Source organism: Pseudonocardia sp. OZ21, from assembly GCF_059359135.1.
Window position 1 is genome coordinate 563,061 of the sequence record NZ_JCADBN010000003.1, and the last position, 14,407, is coordinate 577,467.

Here is a 14,407-nt window from a genome sequence, read left to right on the forward strand (position 1 = left end):
GGGTGGGGTTTCATAGCGTGCAGTGACGACGTGATTACGTCAGGCGCGGTGGAACCGCTCGGCACGTCCCTGGCGCACGAGCCGCACCCACTGTGCGAACTGCTTCGGGCTGCGCTTGGTGACCAGGAAGTACCAGGCGAACCGCGGCACCTCCAGCAGCCCGACCTTGCGCATCCCCGGCTGCGAGACGAGGTACCCGCGGTTGCGGTAGGTGTAGTAGCGCTTCACCGGGTCGTCGGGGTCGCGCGCGTGGAGCCGGCCGCCGAGCATCGGCTTGTCGTCGTCCGAGCCTGCCGGATGCAGGTAGGCCGACCGGAGCGACGTGCCGAACGGCAGTTCGGACCGCACCAGCCTGCGGTGCATCTCCACCTCGTCCCCACGGACGAACAGCCGTAGGTCCGGGACCCCGATGACGTCGAGGGTGGCGGCCCGGAACAGCGCCCCGTTGAACAGCGCGGCAACCCCGGGGAGCAGTTCGTCGTCGGCGCCGTGGCCGATGTCGGCGGCGAGTGCCGCACGTGACCGGTGCCAGGTGAGCCCCCGACGTACCGGAAACGCGAGGCGGTCGGGGTGGTCCTTGTCGGCGACGGTGGGCGACACCGCGGCCAGCCCGCGACGCTCCGCGAGATCGACGAGGGTGGCGAGCACCGTCTCGTCGGCGGCGTGGCCGTCGTCGTCGCCCAGCCAGATCCACTCCGCGCCCATGGCGAGCGCATGCAGCATGCCGAGTGCGAACCCACCGGCGCCGCCGAGGTTGCTCCAGGACGGCAGCCAGGTAGCCGGCAGGCCACTGGCCTCGACGACCTCACGGGCCGGTTGGTCCGGCCCGTTGTCGACGACGACGAGGTGCGCGATGGGGTGGGTCTGCTTCGCGAGCGCGGCCAGCGAGTCGACCAACATGTCGTTGCGATGGCGCGTGACGACCACCGCGACGACCGAGCCGGCAGGGAGCGGCTCCTGTCTCACCGGGTGGCTTCGATCTCGGCCAGCACGTCACGGCCCTTGTAGTGGCGCAGCACGTCGCGCAGGGGTCCGTGCTCCTTGATGGTGCCGCGGTCCATCCAGATGGCCGTGTCGCACAGGTCGGCGAGGAACTCGTCGGAGTGCGAGGCGAACACGAGGATCCCGGAACGCTCCACCAGTTCGTTGAGCCGGTTGCGCGCCTTGGCGAGGAACTCCGCGTCGACCGCGCCGATGCCCTCGTCGAGCAGCAGGATCTCGGGGTCGATGCTGGTGACGACGCCGAGCGCGAGCCGCACACGCATACCCGTGGAGTAGGTGCGCAGCGGCATCTTGAGGTAGTCGCCGAGCTCGGTGAAGGCCGCGATGTCGTCGACCCGCGACTCCATCTGCTTGCGCGTCATCCCGAGGAAGAGGCCGCGGATGAGGATGTTCTCCAGCCCGGAGATCTCCGGGTCCATCCCGACGGCCAGGTCGAAGACCGGCGCCACCTTGCCGATCACGGAGGAGCGTCCACGGGTGGGCTCGTAGATGCCCGACATGAGCCGCAGCAGCGTGGACTTGCCCGCCCCGTTGTGCCCGACGAGCGCGACGCGGTCGCCCTTGCGCAGGGACACCGTGATGTCGCGCAGCGCCTCGATGATGGGCACCTTCGAACCGGTGCCGATCCGGCCGCCCGCGCGGCCCAACACGGCCTTCTTCAGCGACCGCGTCTTGGCGTCGAAGATCGGGAAGTCGACGGCCGCGCCGTCGAGATCGATGCTGACCATGCCGTCCTCAGACCCAGTACGCGACGCGGGAGCGGTAGTTGCGGAGGCAGACGAGCGCCGCGATGCAGCCCGCCACCGTGATGACACCGACCACGATCCAGTGGTGCCAGACGATCGGCTCGCCGAGCAGCGGCTCGCGGAGGATCTCGACGAAGTGCAGCACGGGGTTCAGCTCAGCGATCCGGGCCCGTTCGGCGACGGCCGGGTTCTTCAGCAGAGTGTCGTACTGCCACACGATCGGCGTCACGAAGAACAGCAGGTTCGCGAGGCTGGCGATGATCGGCGGGATGTCGCGGAAGCGGGTGGCGATGATGCCCGTGAGCACGGTGATCCACGCGCCGTTGACGATGAGCAGCATGAACGCGGGGATCGCCAGGAGCAACGACCAGCCCAGCGGTGGCCGGAAGATCGCGGCGAGGATGCCCCACACGACGAGGTTGTGCAGGAAGAACAGCGTCTGGCGCCACACGAGCCGGTAGACGTGCAGGCTCAGCGGGGCCGGCAGGAACCGGATCAGCCCCTCGTTGGCGATGAAGACCTCGCTGCCCTCGAGGATGCAGCCGTTGATGAAGTACCAGATCAGCAGGCCGGTGGCGACGTAGGGCAGGAACGTGCGGATGTCCTCGCCGAACAGGGCGCCGTAGAGGATGCCCATGGCCGTGGCGACCACGGCCATGGTGATGCTGATCCACAGCGGCCCGAGCACCGAGCGGCGATATCGCTGCTTGATGTCCTGCCAGCCCAGGTATCCCCACAGCGGTCGCTGCCGCCAGCCCTGCCCGAGATCGTCGAAAGCGCGCCGCCAGCTGCGCGAGGGAGCAGCCTCGGGCATGACCGCCGGCACGGACGTCGCTTCCTCGGCCCGGTCGTCACCGGTGGTCATCGTCTGAGCCACCCGATGAGCGTACCGACGGGTGGCGACGCGCTCGTGCGGGCCTGCCCCGATTGCAGCAACGCCACGTTCCTGCAATTCCGAGGCATGTCAGCGGCCGGTCCCGTCACCTGGCGGTGCGCCCGGCTACAGGTACTGACCGGTGCCCCTGCCGAGGCCACCCTCGGGGCCGGGCTGCTGCGGCACGGCTCCGGGAGGTAGGCCTCGACGCATCTGCTCCAGCTGCGCACGAGCGGCCATCTGCTGTGCGAACAATGCCGTCTGGATGCCGTGGAACAGCCCCTCCAGCCAGCCGACCAGCTGTGCCTGCGCGATCCGCAGCTCAGCGTCCGACGGGGTGCTGTCCTCGGTGAAGGGCAGGCTGAGGCGGTGGAGCTCGTCGCGCAGCTCCGGTGCCAGGCCGGTCTCCAGCTCCTTGATCGAGTTCTCGTGGATCTCGCGGAGCCGGTTGCGCGACGCCTCGTCGAGGGGCGCCGCCCGCACCTCCTCGAGGAGTTGCTTGATCATCGTGCCGATCCGCATGACCTTGCCGGGCTGCTCGACCATGGCTCCCATACCGCCCTGCTCGCCACCGTCCTCGCCCGACTGGGGCAGCATCGCCATGCCCACCGGCTGGCCGTCCGGCCCGATGACCACGACCTGCTGCTCGCCGTTGCCGTTCGCGTGCTGCTCCGATGGCTGACTCATGATCTCCATGTTCCCCGGCGAGCAGAGGGCACGCTCGCCGCATCACTGTCGACGTCCTGTTCCTCCGACACCGTATCCGGACGTCCGGCCGCCGGCTGGTGCTCGCCCCTCGGCTGTTGCCGCTCAGCCGTGGCCCGGAACCACCAGCAGCAGCTTCCCCACCACGCCTCCGGCCTCCAGCTGCGCGTGCGCCTTCCCGGCGTCGGGCATCGGGACGGTGCCGTGCACGATCGGACGCACCTTCCCCGCCTCGATCATCGGCCACACCTGCTCCCGCACGCCTGCCACGACCGCGCCCTTGCCGTTGGGTCCGTCCACCGGCCGCCCGCGCAGGCCCATCGCGGTGATGCTGGCCCGCTTGGCGAGCAGCTTGCTGAGGTTGACCTCGCCCTTCACGCCGCCCTGCAGGCCGATGATCAGCAGCCGGCCGTCGGGGGCGAGCGCGTCGATGTTGGCGGCGAGCCCCTTGGCGCCCATGTTGTCGAGGATGACGTCGGCGCCGTGGCCGTCGGTGGCCTTCTTGAGCTCGGCGGGGATGTCGTCGTGGTAGTCGATGGCGATGTCGGCGCCCAGCTCGCGGCAGCGCTCGAGCCGGTCCGGCGCCCCTGCCGTGGCGGCCACCGTGGCCCCGAGAGCCTTCGCCACCTGGATCGCGTGCGTCCCGATGCCGCTGCTCCCACCCTGCACGAGGAACGTCTCGCCGGCGCTGAGCCGGCCCGCGGCCACGATGTTCGACCAGACCGTGCACGCCACCTCCGGGAGCCCGGCGGCCGTCACGACGTCGATGCCGGACGGCACCGGCAGCAGCTGCACCGCGGGCACCACCACCTTCTCCGCGTACCCACCTCCGGCGAGCAGCGCGCACACCTCGTCGCCGACCTGCCACCCCTCGACGCCGTCGCCGAGCTGCGCGATCCGTCCGGAGCACTCCAGCCCGATGGTGTCCGACGCGCCGGGGGGTGGCGGGTAGTGGCCCTGGCGCTGGAGCAGGTCGGCGCGGTTGACCGCGCTCGCCACCACGTCGACGACGACCTCTCCCGGGCCCGCTACGGGGTCGGGGACCTCGGTCCACTGGAGAACGTCCGGACCGCCCGGTTCACGAACCGTGATTGCATACATGACCTCGAAACTATTCGGTCGAGTCCGTCCGTGCAGATCCGGCAGGGTGCTGCCATGACTCCCCTCGACCCGTGGCCGCTGCGCCGCCTGACCCTGCGCACCCCGCGCCTCGAGCTGCGCCCCGATGACGACGACGGGCTGTTCGAGCTCGTGGAGGAGGCGCACCGCGGTGTCCACCCTCCCGACGAGATGCCCTTCATCGCCCCGTGGACGGACCAGGTCGGCCACCGCAGCCTGCAGCACTACTGGTCGCAGCGGGCGCAGCTCGGCCCGGAGAACTGGACGATCAACTTCCTGGTCCGTCTCGACGGCCGCGTGATCGGCAACCAGGGGCTGATGGGCACGAACGTCGGCCTCGTCCGCGAGGTGAGGACGGGGTCCTGGATCGGCCTGCGCCACCAGCGCCGCGGGATCGGCACCGAGATGCGCGCCGCGGTGCTGGCGTTCGCGTTCGACCACCTCGGCGCGGTCCGGGCCCGGTCCTCCGCGTTCAGCGGGAACGTGGCGTCGCTTCGCGTGTCGGAGCGTCTCGGCTACCGGCACGACGGGACCGAGACCGTGGTGCGCCGAGGGAGGGCGACCCAGGACGTACGGCTGCTGGTCACCCCCGACCTGTTCGCGAGGCCGGACTGGGCGCTGCAGGTGGACGGCCTCGACGCGTGCCGCGAGCTACTCGGCGTCGCCGCTCAGTAGGGGAGGTCGGCGTCCTTCCAGCCGTCGTTCTGCTCGGCGTTGTCGAGGATCTTCTGCCAGCGGGCGGGGCTGCGCTCGGTCTCGTGGAAGTCGGTGCTGGTGGCGTGCCGGAACTCCAGCACCTCGGCGCCCTCGGCGCCGGCCGTGTAGCCGTACGCCTTGCCGGCAGGAACGAAGAAGCCACCGCCCGGTTCGATCACCCGCTTACCGAGGATGGCCTTGCCCTGGAGCACGTAGTAGAGGCAGTCGCTGTTGTGCGTGTGCGCGGGGAGGATGTAATTCGGCGCCAGGTAGACGCGCACGATGCTGAACCCCTCCGACCCCGCGTGGCAGAACGGGACCAGCGACCGCAGGCCGTTGAACATCGACGTCGCAGCGAACTCCTCGCCAGGACCCGGGGTGAAGGTGACCTCGGTGAGCATGTCGCGGAGCGAGTGCATCGGCTCCCCGGTGAAGATGGAGAACTCGTCCGCAGCAGGGAGCTTCGGGTCCTGCAGGTCCTGGGGGGCCGCGTCCGCCGTCGAGGTCATGGGTCGTCCTCTCGTCCTCTGCCACATCGCAGGTCGTGAGCCACGCTACGAACCCCCGCATCGCCCCGGCTACGGCAGTTCCGACGGACGGAAGCAAACCCCCCGCGAGTCGCCCGTTGTGTGTGCGCGAGTCGCCCGTTCCGGCCGCGCGAGTCGCCCATGGGGCGTTGCGAGATCCGGATATGCGCCCTCCGAAGGGCCAACAGCCGGATCTCGCACCGATCATTGCGCCGGCACGGGGGCGTCAGCCGAGGTTGACGCCCCGCGCGAACGTGTCGCACCGTGACGGGTCGCCGGTCTGGTATCCCGTCGTGTACCAGCGCTCGCGCTGCTCGGACGAGCCGTGGGTGAACTGGCTCTGGTCCACGCGCCCACCCCCGAGCTGGGTCTGGATGTAGTCGTCGCCGATCCGGGACGCGGTGTCGAGCGCGGCGTTGACGTCCTGCTGGGTGACGTCGGTGATCAGCGGGCGTCCGGACGCCGTCGGCACCGACGTCGCGTGGTTGGCCCACACGCCCGCGTAGCAGTCGGCCTGCAGCTCGAGCCGCACCGTGCCCGACGTCGGGCCGGTCTCGCCGGAGCGGACGCGCTCGTTCGTCCCCAGCAGCGCCTGGATGTGGTGGCCGTACTCGTGGGCGATCACGTAGGCCCGCGCGAACGGGCCGCCCTCGGCCCCGAAGCGGGTCTCCAGCTCGCGGAAGAACGAGAGGTCGATGTAGATCTCGTTGTCGCCGGGACAGTAGAACGGGCCGGTGTCCGAGGTGGCGCTGCCGCACCCGGTGCGGACACCTCCGGTGAAGAAGTTGGTGCGCGGCGGCTGGAAGCTGATGTTGGAGCGGGCGAACGTGTCGCTCCAGTAGCCGTCGAGCGAGTTGACGACGGCCACGACCTCGCAGTCCAGCTCCGTGTTGGCCTGGGCCCCCGTCCGGCAGCTCGACGCCGCCTGTGACGTGTCGGCCGTCTGCCCGTCGGAGAGCCCGCCCAGCCCGCTGGGCACTCCCAGCCCGCCGCCGCCCGCGCCCCCGCCACCGAGCTGTGACAGCAGGAAGTACAGGATCAGCCCGACGATGCCGAGCCCGCCGCCGCCCAGCGCGACCCGGCCTCCGACACCCCCGCCACCGCCACCACCGCCGCCCCTCAGGTCGTCGATGTTCGACGTGTCGAGATCGGCGTTCTCGTCGAACCGCATCGCTACCTCCCGCGCTCGGGCGTGATCCCACCACATGGGGTGGGTCCCGTGCCGGGTCGGCGGTCACCGTGCGTCCGCGAGCGTCGCCGGGTGGGTGAGATGGGTGGACCTGCCGCCGCGTCCCGAAGCCCCCAGCTACCCTTCCGGGCGGAAGCGTGGCAGAGCGGCCGAATGCACTCGCCTTGAAAGCGAGAGTCCCGAAAGGGTCCGGGGGTTCGAATCCCTCCGCTTCCGCCAGGTCAGGCGGTCGTTCATCGATCTTCGCCAGCCTCAACGGCCGGATTGACCACGACCGTTGACAGGCGGCGTTGCGTGTGGACCCGGACCATCGTCTCGAAGCCCTCATAGGTGGTTGCCCGTCGCTCGGGCTTCACCACGTGTTCGAGCCAGTGGTCGAGGTACTCGCTGAGGATCTGCCGGTCACGGAGCGCGGGATGCCGTCGGCCGCTTTGCGGAGCAGGTCATCGAGCTTGTCGCGACCCTCAGCCCGGGTCCGGCCGTAGACGAAGACCCGCCGTCGCCCACCACCAGGGACCGGGACGAAGGCGCCGACGTATCCGCCGTCCGGGCGTGGCGCGATCGTGCCCTCTCCGTTGGCCCGTTCCGGGCGGCCATCAGGACGTGATTGAGATGCCGTCGGGGCCGGTGGCGAGGCCGCGCTTTGCCATGTACCTGCGGCGAGATCAACAACATCGCGCTCAGCAGCACGATGAATTGGACGGCGGTCACCGCTGGGACGATGTCCACGGCCAGGGTGTACGCCAGGACGATGCGGACCGCCTCGACCAGGAACCCCACGCCCCAGATTGCCGTTACGGCGCGCATCACGTGACGGAACTCGGGAGAATCGCGCCAGTTCGCCTCCCACGCCTCGACGGCCTTCGTCGTCCGCTGAAAGGTGAGGATCCCCTCGAAGGTGTGTGAGGCCGCGGTTCCGCGCGCCACCGAAAGGTGAGCGCGCCTGACGTCCCGATGTCACTGTGCGGCGGCGCCGGGATCGCGGCCGAGGCACGCAAGCAGCCGTTCGCTGAGTACGACGTCGTGCGGCAGCTGCCTCAGTACCTGGGCATCGACGGTCACACGGTGCCGCTGGAGAATCCGGGCGAGAGAGGTCCAGTGGTCTGCTTCCGCCTCTTCCTGGGTGCGACTCTCTGCCGGCTCGTCCGGTCCGACAACTACGCGCGTCGTCACCCTGATGTCCTCGGCCGATGCTGTGGTCCAGGGTTGTGTCGAACTCCAACCTCGGTCGTCCAGGAGCAGAAGCCGACATCCGTCCGTGAGGACGGCTTCATGACGCGCCTTCACCGAGACGTGACCATCGTCCTGAACCTGGTCGTCGAAATCCGCCATGGTGACGAGCCGTTCCACAGCAGCCATGCAGCCAGCTTCGCAGCTCAGCTCGTTCCCTCGGACGCAGTTGGGAGAACTCGTGGCTTTCCTGCTCTCCGAGCTGGAGAGTCGTTTCGGGCTGAGTGCTGGATCCGGCGACACCGCGGACATCGAGGCGGTGACGCAGGGTGCCGTGAAGCTGCGGGCTCGCGGTGAGGGCGGGTAGCTCGCCTCCAGGTTCTGGACTTGCGGGTCCATTTTTGTCGGTTCACTGTGGCCAGGCGGCCCGATCGGGCCGATGAACCAGGTGGGGAGGCAGCTGTGAACGACTACTACCTGCTCGGGCGGTCCGGACTCCGGGTGAGCCGGCTGGCGTTGGGCACGATGAACTTCGGCGTCGACGGCTTCCACGCCGCGTACGGGAAGACCGCGGAGGAGGCGGAGCCGATCTTCCGGCGCTACGTGGAGTCGGGCGGGAACTTCATCGACACGGCCGACTTCTACACCGCCGGGGAGAGCGAACGCATTCTCGGCGCGCTGATCGCGAAGGCGGGAAACCGGGAGCGGTTGGTGTTGACCAGCAAGTTCACCAACACCACCGACCCGACCGACCCGAACGCCAGCGGCAACGGCCGTAAGCACATCGTGCGGGCGTTGGAGGAGTCGCTGCGCCGGCTCGGCACCGACTATCTCGACCTTTATCTGCTGCACACCTGGGACCGGATCACGCCGGTGGAGGAGGTCGTGCGGACCTTCGACGACCTGGTCCGGGCCGGCAAGATCCGGTATGCAGGGCTGTCGGATGTGCCGGCCTGGTACGCGGCGCGAGCGCAGAGCTACGCGGAGGCGCACGGCATGGCCCCGATGGTCACGATCCAGTTGCCGTACTCGCTGAACAACCGGGCCATCGAGCCGGAGTTCGTGCCGATGGCCCAGTCACTGGGGATGGGGGTGATGGGATGGAGCCCGATATCGGGTGGCCTGCTCAGCGGCAAGTACAAGCGGGCCGCCACGGGTGTGGTCGGTGAAGGCCGGCTCGGTAACCCGGATTCCCCCGTGTCGATCACGGAGCACGACTGGCGGGTGATCGGCGGGCTGGAAAGCGTGGCGGCCGATCTGGGCCGCCCGATGTCGCAGGTGGCGATCAACTGGGTGGTCACCCAGCCCGCCGTTTCCGCCGTGGTCATCGGCGCGAGCAGCGCGAAGCAACTGGACGGCAACCTCGCCGCGCTCGACTTCGTGATCCCCGAGGACGCCCGCCGCGTGCTCGACGAGGCCAGCGCCCTGCCGAGCACCTCGCTCTACTCGATGTTCACCCCGCAGTACCAGTCCTGGATCGTCAGCCCGGGCCTCGGTATCGGTGACAAGCCGGCCACCTACGCACCACCGGTGTTCAACGGCGTCAAGTAACCAGCTAGCGGGTGTGGTTGTCGGTCGCCGATGTGTCCACGGTGATGACGGGCCGACCGCCGTCGAGTCCGAAACCGAATCGACGGGGCGCCCCGTCGTCGGTGTCCTCCCGGAGCACGAACTCGGTCTTGCGCTGCTCCAGTTCGTAGTGCTTTGTGGCATAGAACAGTGCCGTGACCTCGTCCAACCCCGTGGCGAGCACCGCCTGCGTGCGCTTGTTCCGGCGCCAGGGAAGCCAACTGCGTCCGCTGACGGCGAAGCCGATCCGGTCGAGGACCACCAGCGCCATGAGCAGGCATACGAGGCCGGTCAGTGCCACTGCCCAGACGACACCCATCCCGGGATCGTAGGGGTGGCGAAACCGGTGGAGGTGCGGGCCCACGGTCCCTTAGCCTGACCGGTATGCCCGGTTGACGCACTCTCCCGCCCCCGGCCCGCCCGCTCGCCCGCCGCATGTTCGGGTGGGCGCTGCTCGCCGACGTCATCCCGCTCTACCCCCTGTACGCGCTCCTGTTCGCCGATACGGGCCTGTCCGACGCGCAGATCTCCGCGCTGTTCGTGATCTGGTCCGCGGTCGGGGTGCTCGGTGAGGTGCCATCGGGTGCGCTCGCCGACCGCTTCTCCCGGCGCGCCTGCCTGGTGGCGGCGGGTGTGCTGCAGGCCTGCGGCTACGCGGGCTGGATCCTGTTGCCGAGCTTCACCGGGTTCGCCGTCGGGTTCGTGCTGTGGGGCCTCGGCGGGGTGCTCGTGTCCGGTGCGAGCGAGGCACTGCTCTACGACGGGCTGGTCGCCGCGGGGGCCGAGGAGCACTACGCCCGGGTGAACGGGTGGGTCACGGCAGCTGAGCTGCTCGCGCAGATCCCGGCGGCCGCCGCCGCCACCGTGCTCTACGCCCTCGGCGGTTATCCGCTCGTGGGGTGGGTGAGCGTCGGTGTCTGCCTGGCTGCGGCGGCGGTGGCCTCCCGGCTTCCGGAACCACCCCGCGGGACCGGCTCGGCCGACGATCCGGACGACGGGCTCGGCTACCTCGCGACGCTGCGTGCCGGGCTCGCCGCGGCCGCGCATCGCCCGGGGGTGCGTGCCGTTCTCGTGGCGGCTGCGCTGCTGGGCGCGTTCGACGCGGTGGAGGAGTACTTCCCGCTCATCGTCGCCGGATGGGGGGTGCCGACGGCGTTCGTCCCGGTGGTGGATCTGCCGATCGTGCTGGCCGGTGTGGTGGGCGCCGCCCTCGCAGGCCGGGCCGCCAGGCTCCGGCCGTGGACGCTGGCCGTGGTGCTGGTCGGCGCGATGCTCCTGTTCGGCACCGCCGGGTTCGGCGGTCTTCCGGCCGGCGTGGCCGCGGTGGCCGTCTTCTACGGTGCGTTCCGCTGTGTCCTCGTGGTCGTGGACGCGCGGCTGCAGGAGCGGATCGACAGCCGTTCCCGGGCCACGGTCACCTCCGTGGCCGGGGTCGGGACGGACGTGTTCACCTTCGGCTTGTACGGCGCTTGGGCGATCGGTGCGGCGCCGCTGGTGGCGGTGCTCGGGGTCCTGGTGGCCGGAGCCCTGCCGCTCCTGCTCCGCGTCCCGGCCGGCGTGGGACGGGGCCGGTAGCCATGATGGCGTCAGGCTCGCGTGGGGCGGGCCGCCGGTTCCCGCAGCTCGACACGCACGCCACCGGCGATGCGGTAGGGCTGGCGCTGCAACAGGGGACCAAGGGTGCGGCGCAACCGCGACATCTCCGCGCGGACCGTGACGCGGCTGCCGCCGTCGCCGAACAGGTCCACCGCGAGCTGCGCGGCCGAGCGACCCTCCGGCCTGCGGGCGAGCGCCCGGAGTATCTCGGCATGGCGCCGAGTCAGTGTGTGCTGCCAGCGGCCGCTGGGGGTGGTCACGTGGACCTGGGGCGAATCGCCCGTCAGGTCGAGCAGCAGGCGGGTGGGCTCGTCGGGCGCCCCGCCGCCAGGCGCCTCGGGGCGCAGCAGCCATCCTCCGAGCAGCGGTTCGGCGGTGCAGCGGCCGAGGCCCGGCAGCCACACCTCGCCTCCCTCCAACGAGTCGGGCAGCGCCACCCTGGCGGGGACGGGGAGGTCCACCGCAGCCGCCGGGACGCCGTCCTGGCTCACGACGAGCGCCGGCCCGGTCAGCCGGGCGAGAACCGGTGCCGCGACGACCCGCAGCCGCTCGGTCGTGCGGTCGTGCGCGAGCCGCAGCTCCAGCTCGACGAGCCGGGCGACGGCGTCGACGAGGGCCACCGTGCCGGCGTGGGCCGTGTGCACGGGCCCGCTCAGGTCGACCGCGCCGAGGAGGCGGCCGGTCACCGGGTCGTGCAGTGGCGCGGCCGCGCAGGTCCAGGGCTGGTGTCCCTCCGACCAGTGCTCCCCGGCGAAGACGTGAAGGGGCGCTCCGACCACGAGACTGGTCCCGATCGCGTTCGTGCCGACGGTGTTCTCGTCCCACGCCGAACCCTCGACGAACCGGAGGTCGTCCGCCCGGCGCCGGACGGTCGGGCCGCCCTCCCGCCACAGCACGTGCCCCTCGGCGTCCACCACCACCATGATCTGGGCGGCCGCTTCGGCCACCGGGAGCAGCCGCGCCCGCAGCAGCGGCAGGAGCGGTGCGAGACCACTCGCCGCGCGGCGCTGCTCCAGGTCGGCGCTGTCGAGCAGCGGCAGCTCGCCCGACCCGCGGGGGTCGAGCCCGGAGTCGCGGACGCGCCGCCAGGAGGCGGTGATGACCGGGCGCAGGGCAACCGGGGGGTCGCCGCCGGTCAGAGCGGCGTCCCGGACCCGCCCGAGCACCCGGGCGTGCCCGCGCGGGTCCTCGCCGGGACGCAGGGCACTCTCGGGTGGCGGTGACGGCATCGGTACCTCCGCCGTCATGGTGCAGGGAGGTTCGGGCAGATCACAAGGACCGGCTGCAACCCCCTGCAACCCTGCTGTGGCGGCCCGGAGCAGTGTTTCCTGCTGGTCGGGGCGCCGTCGACGAGGAGGGCGCACGACGACGGGAGCTCACAGATGACGCAGACCCTCGAGCCGGTGCCTGCCACGTCGGCGCGCGGTCGTGTCGATGCGTGGCTGGCGGAGTTCGAGGCGGCCCTCGCCGCGCGCGACGCCGCACGGGCGGCCGGCCTGTTCGCGACCACCAGCTTCTGGCGCGATCTCGTCTCGTTCACCTGGAACATCACCACGGCCGAGGGCCGTGACGGTGTCACGGACCTGCTGCGGGCCACGCTGGACAGCACCGACCCCCACGGCTTCCGCACCACGGAGGAGCCGTCGGAGTCCGGTGGCGTCACCGAGGCGTGGATCGAGTTCGAGACGTCGGTCGGCCGGGCCCGCGGGCATCTGCGGCTGGTCGAGGAGGGTGCCTGGACCCTGCTCACCACGCTGTACGAGCTGACGGGTCACGAGGAGCCCCTGGGCGAGGCGCGGCCGATGGGTGTGGAGCACGGCGCCCGCCGGGACCGGATCAGCTGGAAGGAGGCCCGCGAGGCGGAGAACGCCGGGATGGGCCGCACCAGCGAGCCCTACGTCGTGGTCGTCGGGGGCGGTCAGGGCGGCATCGCGCTGGGCGCGCGCCTGCGTCAGCTGGGCGTCCCGCACGTGGTGGTCGACCGGCGCGAGCGGCCCGGTGACCAGTGGCGCAGCCGTTACAAGTCGCTGTGCCTGCACGACCCGGTCTGGTACGACCACCTGCCCTACATCGACTTCCCGAAGAACTGGCCGGTGTTCGCGCCGAAGGACAAGATCGGTGACTGGCTGGAGATGTACACGAAGGTCATGGAGATCAACTACTGGTCCTCCACGACCTGCACGAGCGCCTCCTACGACCAGGAGGCAGGCGAGTGGACCGTGGTGCTGGACCGGGCCGGCGAGCAGGTGGTGCTGCACCCCCAGCAGCTGGTGCTGGCCACCGGCATGTCCGGCAAGGCGAACGTGCCCACCATCGCGGGTCAGGACCGCTTCCGCGGCGAGCAGCACCACAGCTCCCAGCACCCCGGCCCGGACGCCTACGCGGGCAAGCGCGTGGTGGTGATCGGCTCGAACAACTCCGCGCACGACATCTGCGCGGCGCTGTGGGAGCACGGCGCCGACGTGACGATGGTGCAGCGCTCCTCGACGCACATCGTGAAGTCCGACTCACTGATGGAGCTGGGGCTGGCCGACCTGTACTCCGAGCGGGCGGTGGCGAGCGGGATCACGACGCAGAAGGCGGACATGATCTTCGCGTCCCTGCCGTACCGGATCATGCACGAGTTCCAGAAGCCGATCTACGACGCCATCCGCGAGCGCGACGCCGACTTCTACGAGCGGCTGGAGAAGGCGGGATTCTGGCTCGACTTCGGCGACGACGACTCGGGCTTGTTCATGAAGTACCTACGCCGCGGTTCGGGTTACTACATCGACGTCGGCGCGGCCGACCTGGTGGCGAACGGCGACGTCAAGCTCGTGCACGGGACCGTCCGCGAGCTGACGGAGGACGCGGTGGTGCTGGACGACGGCACCGAGCTTCCCGCCGATCTCGTCGTCTATGCCACCGGCTACGGCTCGATGAACGGCTGGGCCGCCGACCTGATCAGCCAGGAGGTGGCCGACAAGGTCGGCAAGGTCTGGGGCCTGGGCTCGGACACGGCGAAGGACCCGGGACCGTGGGAGGGCGAGCAGCGCAACATGTGGAAGCCCACCCAGCAGGAAGGGCTCTGGTTCCACGGCGGCAACCTGCACCAGTCACGCCACTACTCGCTCTACCTGGCGCTGCAGCTCAAGGCCCGCCACGAGGGCATCCCGACACCGGTGTACCGGCTGCAGGAGGTGCACCACCGCTCCTGACACGGCCCCAGGCGGTG

15 protein-coding genes and 1 tRNA gene are annotated in these 14,407 nt (G+C 70.5%); 6 read left to right on the forward strand and 10 right to left on the reverse strand.

What is annotated here, in order from left to right:
- Nucleotides 1-39: 39 nt before the first annotated feature.
- The 5 genes from glfT1 to AC5L35_RS09520 all read right to left on the reverse strand — a co-directional run bounded on the left by glfT1 (nt 40) and on the right by AC5L35_RS09520 (nt 4,428).
- Nucleotides 40-966: a galactofuranosyltransferase GlfT1 gene (gene glfT1 / locus AC5L35_RS09500; protein ID WP_495059176.1), complete on the reverse strand. Its 927-nt coding sequence runs from the start codon at nt 964-966 to the stop codon at nt 40-42.
- On the reverse strand, nt 963-1,730 hold the full coding sequence (gene wzt, locus AC5L35_RS09505; protein ID WP_495059177.1) for a galactan export ABC transporter ATP-binding subunit Wzt/RfbE: 768 nt from the start codon (nt 1,728-1,730) through the stop codon (nt 963-965). Before wzt ends, glfT1 begins: the two co-directional genes overlap by 4 nt.
- A gap of 7 nt (nt 1,731-1,737) precedes the next feature.
- On the reverse strand, nt 1,738-2,562 hold the full coding sequence (gene wzm, locus AC5L35_RS09510) for a galactan export ABC transporter permease subunit Wzm/RfbD (RefSeq protein ID WP_169397822.1): 825 nt from the start codon (nt 2,560-2,562) through the stop codon (nt 1,738-1,740).
- Between the two features lie 186 nt (nt 2,563-2,748).
- Entirely contained in the window at nt 2,749-3,309 is a 561-nt protein-coding gene (locus tag AC5L35_RS09515) for a bacterial proteasome activator family protein (protein ID WP_495059178.1), read from the reverse strand.
- A gap of 123 nt (nt 3,310-3,432) precedes the next feature.
- Nucleotides 3,433-4,428: an NAD(P)H-quinone oxidoreductase gene (locus AC5L35_RS09520; protein ID WP_495059179.1), complete on the reverse strand. Its 996-nt coding sequence runs from the start codon at nt 4,426-4,428 to the stop codon at nt 3,433-3,435.
- A gap of 54 nt (nt 4,429-4,482) precedes the next feature.
- Between AC5L35_RS09520 and AC5L35_RS09525 the strand changes: the two genes are divergently transcribed.
- Nucleotides 4,483-5,121, forward strand: coding sequence for a GNAT family N-acetyltransferase (locus AC5L35_RS09525; RefSeq protein ID WP_495059180.1), 639 nt, complete (start codon nt 4,483-4,485; stop codon nt 5,119-5,121).
- Here the strand turns inward: AC5L35_RS09525 and AC5L35_RS09530 are convergent.
- Complete coding sequence (locus tag AC5L35_RS09530; protein ID WP_169397799.1) at nt 5,115-5,651, reverse strand: cupin domain-containing protein; 537 nt, start codon at nt 5,649-5,651, stop codon at nt 5,115-5,117. The genes AC5L35_RS09525 and AC5L35_RS09530 overlap by 7 nt on opposite strands.
- A 244-nt stretch (nt 5,652-5,895) precedes the next feature.
- Nucleotides 5,896-6,840, reverse strand: coding sequence for a KPN_02809 family neutral zinc metallopeptidase (gene ypfJ / locus AC5L35_RS09535; RefSeq protein WP_495059181.1), 945 nt, complete (start codon nt 6,838-6,840; stop codon nt 5,896-5,898).
- Between the two features lie 149 nt (nt 6,841-6,989).
- On the opposite strand from ypfJ, the gene AC5L35_RS09540 reads away from it, so the two are divergent.
- A tRNA-Ser gene (locus tag AC5L35_RS09540) sits at nt 6,990-7,077 on the forward strand.
- Between the two features lie 738 nt (nt 7,078-7,815).
- Here AC5L35_RS09540 and AC5L35_RS09545 read toward each other — a convergent pair.
- Entirely contained in the window at nt 7,816-8,217 is a 402-nt protein-coding gene (locus AC5L35_RS09545) for a hypothetical protein (RefSeq protein ID WP_495059182.1), read from the reverse strand.
- A 52-nt stretch (nt 8,218-8,269) separates the two neighbouring features.
- On the opposite strand from AC5L35_RS09545, the gene AC5L35_RS09550 reads away from it, so the two are divergent.
- Both AC5L35_RS09550 and AC5L35_RS09555 read left to right on the forward strand, forming a co-directional pair.
- On the forward strand, nt 8,270-8,395 hold the full coding sequence (locus AC5L35_RS09550) for a hypothetical protein (RefSeq protein WP_495059183.1): 126 nt from the start codon (nt 8,270-8,272) through the stop codon (nt 8,393-8,395).
- 95 nt (nt 8,396-8,490) lie between these two features.
- On the forward strand, nt 8,491-9,579 hold the full coding sequence (locus AC5L35_RS09555; protein WP_495059184.1) for an aldo/keto reductase: 1,089 nt from the start codon (nt 8,491-8,493) through the stop codon (nt 9,577-9,579).
- A gap of 4 nt (nt 9,580-9,583) precedes the next feature.
- Here the strand turns inward: AC5L35_RS09555 and AC5L35_RS09560 are convergent, their stop codons facing one another.
- Nucleotides 9,584-9,916 (reverse strand): DUF6191 domain-containing protein, encoded by a 333-nt coding sequence (locus tag AC5L35_RS09560; RefSeq protein ID WP_495059185.1) that lies wholly within the window; start codon nt 9,914-9,916, stop codon nt 9,584-9,586.
- 116 nt (nt 9,917-10,032) lie between these two features.
- Between AC5L35_RS09560 and AC5L35_RS09565 the strand changes: the two genes are divergently transcribed.
- On the forward strand, nt 10,033-11,172 hold the full coding sequence (locus AC5L35_RS09565) for an MFS transporter (RefSeq protein WP_495059186.1): 1,140 nt from the start codon (nt 10,033-10,035) through the stop codon (nt 11,170-11,172).
- An 11-nt stretch (nt 11,173-11,183) separates the two neighbouring features.
- On the opposite strand, the gene AC5L35_RS09570 is transcribed toward AC5L35_RS09565, so the two are convergent.
- A complete protein-coding gene (locus AC5L35_RS09570; RefSeq protein WP_495059187.1) occupies nt 11,184-12,422 on the reverse strand; it encodes a helix-turn-helix domain-containing protein in 1,239 nt (412 codons plus the stop codon).
- Nucleotides 12,423-12,575: 153 nt separating this feature from the next.
- On the opposite strand from AC5L35_RS09570, the gene AC5L35_RS09575 reads away from it, so the two are divergent.
- Nucleotides 12,576-14,390, forward strand: coding sequence for a flavin-containing monooxygenase (locus AC5L35_RS09575; protein ID WP_495059188.1), 1,815 nt, complete (start codon nt 12,576-12,578; stop codon nt 14,388-14,390).
- The last annotated feature ends 17 nt before the right edge of the window (nt 14,391-14,407 follow it).

Coding starts and splice junctions, on each gene's coding strand:
- wzt (WP_495059177.1), bottom strand. CDS start 1,730: ATGGTCAGCATCGATCTCGACGGCGCGGCCGTCGACTTCCCGATCTTC.
- wzm (WP_169397822.1), bottom strand. CDS start 2,562: ATGCCCGAGGCTGCTCCCTCGCGCAGCTGGCGGCGCGCTTTCGACGAT.
- AC5L35_RS09515 (WP_495059178.1), bottom strand. CDS start 3,309: ATGAGTCAGCCATCGGAGCAGCACGCGAACGGCAACGGCGAGCAGCAG.
- AC5L35_RS09520 (WP_495059179.1), bottom strand. CDS start 4,428: ATGTATGCAATCACGGTTCGTGAACCGGGCGGTCCGGACGTTCTCCAG.
- AC5L35_RS09525 (WP_495059180.1), top strand. CDS start 4,483: ATGACTCCCCTCGACCCGTGGCCGCTGCGCCGCCTGACCCTGCGCACC.
- AC5L35_RS09530 (WP_169397799.1), bottom strand. CDS start 5,651: ATGACCTCGACGGCGGACGCGGCCCCCCAGGACCTGCAGGACCCGAAG.
- ypfJ (WP_495059181.1), bottom strand. CDS start 6,840: ATGCGGTTCGACGAGAACGCCGATCTCGACACGTCGAACATCGACGAC.
- AC5L35_RS09545 (WP_495059182.1), bottom strand. CDS start 8,217: ATGGCTGCTGTGGAACGGCTCGTCACCATGGCGGATTTCGACGACCAG.
- AC5L35_RS09560 (WP_495059185.1), bottom strand. CDS start 9,916: ATGGGTGTCGTCTGGGCAGTGGCACTGACCGGCCTCGTATGCCTGCTC.
- AC5L35_RS09565 (WP_495059186.1), top strand. CDS start 10,033: ATGTTCGGGTGGGCGCTGCTCGCCGACGTCATCCCGCTCTACCCCCTG.
- AC5L35_RS09570 (WP_495059187.1), bottom strand. CDS start 12,422: ATGCCGTCACCGCCACCCGAGAGTGCCCTGCGTCCCGGCGAGGACCCG.
- AC5L35_RS09575 (WP_495059188.1), top strand. CDS start 12,576: ATGACGCAGACCCTCGAGCCGGTGCCTGCCACGTCGGCGCGCGGTCGT.